The organism is Frankia sp. CcWB3 (assembly GCF_977927595.1).
This window is the reverse complement of sequence record NZ_CDWRCK010000118.1, coordinates 5,852-12,941: the sequence shown is the minus strand read 5'-3', so window position 1 is coordinate 12,941 and position 7,090 is coordinate 5,852. Positions and strand designations below refer to the sequence as shown.

General features: G+C 67.7%; 6 protein-coding genes and 1 pseudogene. 1 reads left to right on the top strand and 6 read right to left on the bottom strand.

All coding sequences use genetic code 11. The features are described from left to right. Window positions 1-8: 8 nt before the first annotated feature. From ACY5KJ_RS11010 to ACY5KJ_RS10990, 5 genes are read right to left on the bottom strand one after another with little or no spacing between them, the layout of a single operon-like run. Window positions 9-674 carry a hypothetical protein gene (locus ACY5KJ_RS11010; RefSeq protein ID WP_462203303.1) on the bottom strand — a complete coding sequence of 222 codons (666 nt, stop codon included), beginning with the start codon at window positions 672-674 and terminating at the stop codon, window positions 9-11. Window positions 675-697: 23 nt separating this feature from the next. Further along, window positions 698-970, bottom strand: coding sequence for a hypothetical protein (locus ACY5KJ_RS11005; RefSeq protein ID WP_462188237.1), 273 nt, complete (start codon window positions 968-970; stop codon window positions 698-700). Between the two features lie 2 nt (window positions 971-972). Continuing rightward, window positions 973-3,660, bottom strand: coding sequence for an SUMF1/EgtB/PvdO family nonheme iron enzyme (locus ACY5KJ_RS11000; protein ID WP_462203302.1), 2,688 nt, complete (start codon window positions 3,658-3,660; stop codon window positions 973-975). Then, window positions 3,657-4,448, bottom strand: coding sequence for a class I SAM-dependent methyltransferase (locus ACY5KJ_RS10995; protein ID WP_462203301.1), 792 nt, complete (start codon window positions 4,446-4,448; stop codon window positions 3,657-3,659). Before ACY5KJ_RS10995 ends, ACY5KJ_RS11000 begins: the two co-directional genes overlap by 4 nt. A 6-nt stretch (window positions 4,449-4,454) precedes the next feature. Further along, window positions 4,455-5,492 carry a DUF72 domain-containing protein gene (locus ACY5KJ_RS10990; protein ID WP_462188233.1) on the bottom strand — a complete coding sequence of 346 codons (1,038 nt, stop codon included), beginning with the start codon at window positions 5,490-5,492 and terminating at the stop codon, window positions 4,455-4,457. A gap of 234 nt (window positions 5,493-5,726) precedes the next feature. Between ACY5KJ_RS10990 and ACY5KJ_RS10985 the strand changes: the two genes are divergently transcribed. Further along, window positions 5,727-6,311: a hypothetical protein gene (locus tag ACY5KJ_RS10985; RefSeq protein ID WP_462203300.1), complete on the top strand. Its 585-nt coding sequence runs from the start codon at window positions 5,727-5,729 to the stop codon at window positions 6,309-6,311. Window positions 6,312-6,437: 126 nt separating this feature from the next. Here ACY5KJ_RS10985 and ACY5KJ_RS10980 read toward each other — a convergent pair. Then, window positions 6,438-7,090: pseudogene (locus ACY5KJ_RS10980) on the bottom strand (alkaline phosphatase D family protein); the annotation flags it as partial.

Here is a 7,090-nt window from a genome sequence, read left to right as displayed (position 1 = left end):
GTAAACATTCACGTAGATTCGTGATCTTGCGGTGAGTGGTTGGTGTTGGAGCTGGGTGTGGATGTTGTTCGCCGTTCTGGTGTGTCGTGCGTGGCGGCGTGGTCGGGATCCGGTGGGTAGTCGGCGTTGGCGGTACGGGACGCGAGATGCCACAGCCAGGTGTCCGCGGTCGACCAGGAGTCGATTCGGACGGCGTCAGCGGGTCGCGGCGGGTCGGCTTCGGGAAGGGTGGGGAAGGTCAGGAACGCGATCGTGAACCCTCGGGCCGACGGCGCCAGGCGGGCCCAGGTGGGCAGCGCCGAGCCAAGGTCAGGGGGTGGGGTCGCACTGCCGCGCCGGCCGGCGACGGCGCGCAGGACGTCGAGGAGCTCGGACCCGCCGGTCTGGACGTGGACATGGACGCGGACATGGACGATGACGAAGGCGCGGTCCGGCCGGTCCGGGTCGGGTAGGAGGATCTCCGTACCGAAGATCGGGTTGTTCGTCTCGCCGGTGGGTGCGGTGCGCTGCCAGCGGCTCGGCCGGTCAGGCGTGCCGTAGAGGATGCGTGCGCAGGCGGCGCTGAAATAGGTGCTGCGCGCGGCGGTGGTCGCTTCGATTTCCTTGTGGCGTAACGGCAGCGGACCTTCCGGCCAGTCCGGGGCGCCGGTGAGGAAGGCGGGACAGACGACCACGAAGGAATGCCGTCCCGGACGGTCTACCGGTAGAATTCGTCGACCTCCGGAAGGTCCAGTCTGATCACGAAATGGGCTCGGCCGGTGGACGGGGCGACCTCGAAACGCACACGCTCCCCGACGATGATCGTGCGGAATCCTTCGGTGACGATGTCGCTGTAGTCGAAGCCGTGGATCTCGCCGGTCTCGTCGTCGCGAACCAGGTAGGTCGCGGTGACCCGGTGGGGTCCGCTGCCCAGCGGTTGGCGATCGACGATCCGGCCGAACCGCTGCCCGCTGTCCGGCACGCCGGTCATGGTCACGCGACCTCCCGCACGCAGCGGAACCCGACGGCGTTACTGCTGCCCCGGCGTAGGTACAGGGCCTTCGACGAGGTCTGCACCGCCCGGTACGGGTTGTCGTAGGAGCCACCGCAGATCACCGCAGAGTTGATCCCGTCGAACACGGTCTCGGTCCATTCCCACACGTTGCCGGACATGCCGTGCACCCCGAACGGGGACAGGTTCGCCGCATGATCGGTCACCGGAGTCGGGGCGCAGTCCCGCAACCGGCCACCGTCGATCTCCTGCTTCCAGACCTCGTAGGTCACCAACGGCCGGCCGCTCCACGCGTCGGCGCAGTTGACCGCGGCCAGGTCGACGTCGTCTCCCCAGGGGAACAGCCGGCCGTCCGTGCCCCGGGCGGCGGCCTCCCACTCGACGCAGGTCGGCAGCCGCTTGCCCTCGAAGCGGGCGAAGGCGTAGGCACTCCACCAGTTAACGCAGTTCGCCGGGTAGTTGTCGTACGCCGGATCGGTGAAGTACTCCGGGTTCCGCAAGCGTTCCCGCCATGGTTCGTGGGTGTGGCCTGGCGGAGCGCCCGGATGATCCCACTGCGCGCAGCCCTGCTCGGCGACCGCGGCGAGAAACGCCTTGTACCGCCCGACCGTCACGGGGAACTCGTCGAACAGCACCGGCTTCTCGATCTTTCGGAGGAGGAGGCGGTGGCTCGGCCCGACCAGGTACGTCGCTGCCGGGAGCGTCCGCGGGGGCGCGGGGATCGTCTCGGCGCCGAGGTGGACGAGGAACTCCCGGACCTGCTCGGTCAGAATCGGTTCGGCGTTGCTGCCCGCGGCTTCCCGTCCGGCCGCGGTCCGCAGGTAGCGCGCGGCGAAATACTCCTGGAAAACGGTGTGCACCAACGCCACCGTGCCGGCGCCGGCCGGGCGGAACAGGGGCGCGAGCAGGAACGTCTCCAGCGTGACCCGTCCCTCGGCGAAGCATTCGATGCCGACGTGGGTGCAGAGGTCCGCCAGAGTGAACACCGCCTGATCGGCCAGGAATGCCGGGCCAAAGTAACTCTCCAGCCTGGGCCGGAGATCGGCGAGCCCGGCGGTGTTCAGGACCTGCCCGATGCGGGCCGGCACCAGGTCCACGAGGTGCCTGGCCGCATCCGCGGCGGGCCTCCGCGCGAGCTGGCCGGTCTGCTGAGCGAGCCGCAGTTCCAGCGGCGAGACCGAGTAGACCCGCTCGTCCGCGTGCAGCTTCAGGTCACCGAGCCGGACCACGCTGAACTGCGGAAGCTCCAGCGGATCGACGCCGTTCGCGTGCAGCTGCTGGACGAGCTGCTCCGAGATCAGCGACGAGCTGTTCAGCAGCCGGCGGACCTCGGGCGAGTCGGCGAGGAACGAGTAGCGGGACGACATCACGACCGTCGACTCCGCCGACAGCGCCTGCGAGACGTCGGAGAACACACCGAGGAACGCCTCCAGGCTCGTGTTCGGCACCGCCTCATCGATCGCGTCGAGCACGCACAGCACGGAGCCGGCCCGGATCAGGTACAGGAAGACGTCGAAGACCCGGTTCCGCAGAACCGTCATGTACGGGTTGAGGGTCCGGGTGACAAAGTCACCGAACTCCTCCTCGGGTTCCTTCAGGCTCATGTCCAGGTAGAAGCGGTAGCGATGCCGTGCGGGTTCCGAACCGTCCGCCGCGAGCTGCTTCAGCAGCGTCGTCTTCCCGCTGCCCGGACCACCGATGACGAGGATGTTCGCCGAGGTTCTCACGAGGCGGCGCAAGATCTCCCCGGCGTCGGACGTCTCGGTGACCGTCATCTCGCCGGTGTGCTGGTCCGCTTCCAGCACATCCCCGGCGATCCTGAGCGGCTCTACGTCACGGGGTCTCGTCTCCGGGTAGCTGACCGTCAGGGCGGACAGGTGCGACGGTACGTCGACGATCCTCTCCACAAACCGCTCGTAGGCCACGATGCGGATCTCACCGTCCGCGAACGGCGCCACATCCTCGGACGGCTCGTCCTCGACGATCAGGAACCGGGTGTGCTTCGGGAGCTGGGTACTGAGGATCTCGCCGCCGGTCGTGGTGAGAAGCTGGTTCAGCTCTTCCAGGCTGCAACTGAGCATGATCTCCACATACTCGGCCTGCAACCCGATCTGCCGGCAGAACAGCTGGTAGACGGTGCTCTCGGACAGTTCGAACCGCTTGATCGCCTTGTACCCCAGCGTCGCGTATAGGCCCGAGAGGAACTCGGCCTTCCGCTCGACTAGCAGATCAAGGCTGGGCGCGTCACCGATGATCGCGGTGACACCGGTGCTGGTGAACCAGTCCAAGACGTCCAAGAGCCGGCGCACGGCGAGAAGGCCGTCCTCCTCGGCGATCTCATAACCGTCATGCGACGAGCGGTTCCGAAGCCGCTGGATGTCGGTGAACGCGTTGATGACGTTGGTGCTGCGGATATGCGGCCGGCAACCTTTGATCAGATCGTTCAGCGCCTTGCCGGACGGGTCGCCCGGAACCTCATGATGGGTCCACAGCTGCTTCAGCAGCCGTTCGGCGATCTTCCCGATGAGCGAGACGGTGTTCTCTGGGTAGCCGTCACCCAACGACTTGATCGGCCGGGTGAAGTCGAGACCAAGATGTCGCGCGATCCGATCATGACCGTTGAGCTCGCCCTGCAGCCGATGAAGACGGTCATCGACGGTCTCGGTCACGAGACGGTCCTCCTCCGGGTACCGAGCACGAAGGCGAACCGGTCGGGAAAGAACAGCACCGGTTCCGGATGGCAGGCGTCGATCTCGGCCACGCCTGCTTCGATCTGGTCATCCTCGAACGTCGAGAGCAACGACATGTACCGACTGCGCACCATCGCCAGGTACCGGTCCTTCGGGATGCTCAACGGGTAGTCGCGGTACGTAAGACTCGCGGTCAGGCCCGCATCGCGCATGTGGTCCGCGATGTCGGCAGGGTCCGGCTGCAGCTCCTCGAACCACTCCAGGGCCGCGACGAACAGCGGGTACGAGATCCGAGTCGGCAACATCACGATGAGGAAGCGGCCGCCGTCGCCGAGAAGGTCGGTGAGCCCGGCGATGACCCGCGGGCGGTCGGCGGGGGCCACGTGGTGGATCGCCTCTTTGATCATCACCACGTCGAGCGAACCGGGCTCGACGGCCGTCGTCGCGTCGGGGCTGGCCGCGCCGACGAGCTGCTCCGCCGAGGCGTGCACCGGGCGAAGACCGGGATCCGAAGGCAGCTGGCTCAGCATCCCCTCGGACGAGTCGGCGCACAGGATCGGCGTCAACGGCCGGACGATCTCGAAAACCCGGCGGGTGTACAGTCCCGTCCCGCACCCGACGTCGATGATCCGATCGTGGGAGGTCAGGGTGAGCGCCCCGGCCATCTCCCGGGCCATCCAGTCGAGGAAGGCGTCGCTGTAGGTCCAGTTCTGGTCGTACGCGTCGGCGAGGCGCTCATAGTGCGCCGACGTTCCCGGCTCCGCCAAACTGGATCACCTCCCGCCCTGCAACCCAGGCGGATCGTAACCGATCGGCTCCCCAACGGCTCCGGATTGGGACAAGTCGGCCAACGAGCGTGACGCCCTGCCACCGACTCTGGGACGTAAACGGGAACTCTGTTCGTCCCTCCGACGACCACGGTTCTCGCGAGAGTCGAGCCGGGCCAGCAGGTCGGCCAACTGTCTGGCGTTGCGCTGCGCATAGTCGGCATAGCAGTTGTTCATGAGGACGTGGGTCGTGGCGACGCCGTTCGCCAGCTCCCGGATCCTCGGGGCCCATGCGCGCAGTTCGTCCTCGCTGTAGCGGTAGCCGAAGCGTTCGTGGATGTCCTTGCTCGTCCACCGCTCGCTGTGACCGTGGAACCGGACGACCGCGAGATCGGCAGTCGCGGCGAGCACCGGCGGAATCGAACTCGGATAGCCCTGGGGCATGTCGACGCACACGTACGGAATCGCCTGAGAGGCGAGGAAATCGAGTGTCTCCTCACGGTTGCGTTCGTCCATCCAGGTGTGGTTACGGAATTCCACGCAGATCCGCACCGGCCGGCACCGGCGCTGGCACTCCAGGATGTAGCGATTGTTCGCGGCGCTGATCGGAAACCACTGCGGGAACTGGAAGAGCAGGGCGCCGAGCTTGCCGGCCTCGGTGAGCGGTGCCAGCGCGGTGAGGAACCGCTCCCACACCTCGTCGACGACGTTGGCGTCCAGGTCGCGGACGTAGAGGTTCCTCCGATCCGGCCCGACAACGTCGCGCAGGTCCCTGTACAGCGCGCCCGGGCGAGTCGGATGCCCCGTGAGCAGCGAGAAAGCCTTGACGTTGAAGGTGAAGTCGGCCGGGGTGCGCGTCGCCCACGTCCGCACCGTCCGCTCCGCCGGCGGCGCGTAGTAGGTGGAGTCGACCTCGACCAGCGGGAACTGCCGGGCATAGTAGCGCAGCCGCTGCTCGGCGCTGGTGACCTCCGGTGGGTACCATCCGGACCTCAGCAGCGTCGGGTCCGTCCAGGAAGCTGTCCCGACCAGAATGTCACCCATGCCCGTCACCTCCCCGCCGGGTTCCACGCTCGCGAACCGGTACCTGCCCGCGAACGGCATGGTTGACGTCAGGACCCGTTATCCTTTTACAGGCGAATGTACCGGTACCCCGCTCGGGCTCGGACCCGGGCCTGTCGGCTATACGGCAACGGCAGCCGTCCGGCCACACGACGTACGAGAATGCCATCGAGGGGAACCACTTCCGGACCCATTCCTCCGCCGTTGGGAGAAGCCATGAGTCGTCGTGAACTGGCCAGTCGGACCAGAATAAGTGCTTTCCGCGAAGGGCCGTACGTGCTGATCGTCGCCGAAGGCGACCTGCCCACGCCCGGATTCGACGTCGACATCGCCGAGAGCAGGGTGCGCATCTTCCCGCAACAGTTCGACCTCGAGCGCCGCGCGCGGCCCGGCGTCTTCCCGCAGGTGGTCACGCCATACCGCTACGCCGAGATGGTTCGCTACCCCGAGGATCAACCCCGGATCACCGTCCATCACGCCGACGGCACCGACCAGGTCGACATCGAGCCCTGCGGCAAGGAACTGGCCGGCTACGTCGACACCGTTCGCGGGATCGCTCACCGGACCGCCGCGCCGGAGGCGGAGGCGGGGACCGAGGCAGGGGCGGAAGAGGCCATCGGACTGTCACCCGCACTCAGCTTCGACGAGGCGTTCGCCAAGGCCCTCGCCAACCTGCCGTCCTCGGACACCACGACCGCCGACGCGCTGGCCCGCGTCCAGGTGCTGGAGATCGGCGGCCTGTTCGGTGGCATCGCCGGCTTCCACCACCTGTTCGTCCGGGTCAGCCGGACCATCAGCTGACCGCAGACACGGATCCGGGTCCGTAGCCGGAGTCGGCTACGGACCCGGGCCGGTTGATGTCCTCCCGGGGTGGCTGGGGTGACGACGGCCAGCCGGCCCGAGCAGATTGCCCGGGGCTGCGGCCGGTCAGGCGGCGGCGAGCGTGGTCGACCAGAACACCGCACCGCCGGAGTCCCGCAGCTCCACGGTGAGCCCGCCACCGGGATCGAGGTGCACGCGGCCGAAGAACTGCAGACCGGCCGAGGGCGGCAGGTTGGACTGACCCGCCGGAGGGGCCTTCACGAAAACAGCCTCGGGGCCGAAGGTGGGGTCGAGCGTGTTCGGGCCGAACGTTCCGGCGTTCAACGGCCCGGAGACGAACTCCCAGAACGGGGCGAAATCGGTGAAGGCGGCCCGGTCCGGGTGGTAGTGGTGCGCCGCCGTGTAATGGACGTCAGCAGTCACCCAGACCACATTGCGGACCCGGTGCCGGCGGAGGCCGGCGAGGAGGTCCGCGATTTCCACCTCGCGCCCCAGGGGGGGCACCCGGCCGGCCCTGCCCCACCGCCTCCACGCCGCTCGGGTTGTCCGGCACCAGCAGCCCGAGCGGGAGATCGGCGGCGACCACCTTCCAGGTGGCGCGGCTGGCGGCGAGCCCGGCCAGCAGCCACTCGCTCTGGTGGCGGCCGAGGATCGCCACGCCGGCGGGATCCTCCTGGCCGTCGGGATTCGGGTTCTTGAACGAGCGCAGGTCCAGAACGAAGACGTCGAGCAGCGGGCCATAGGGGACGTAATGAAGT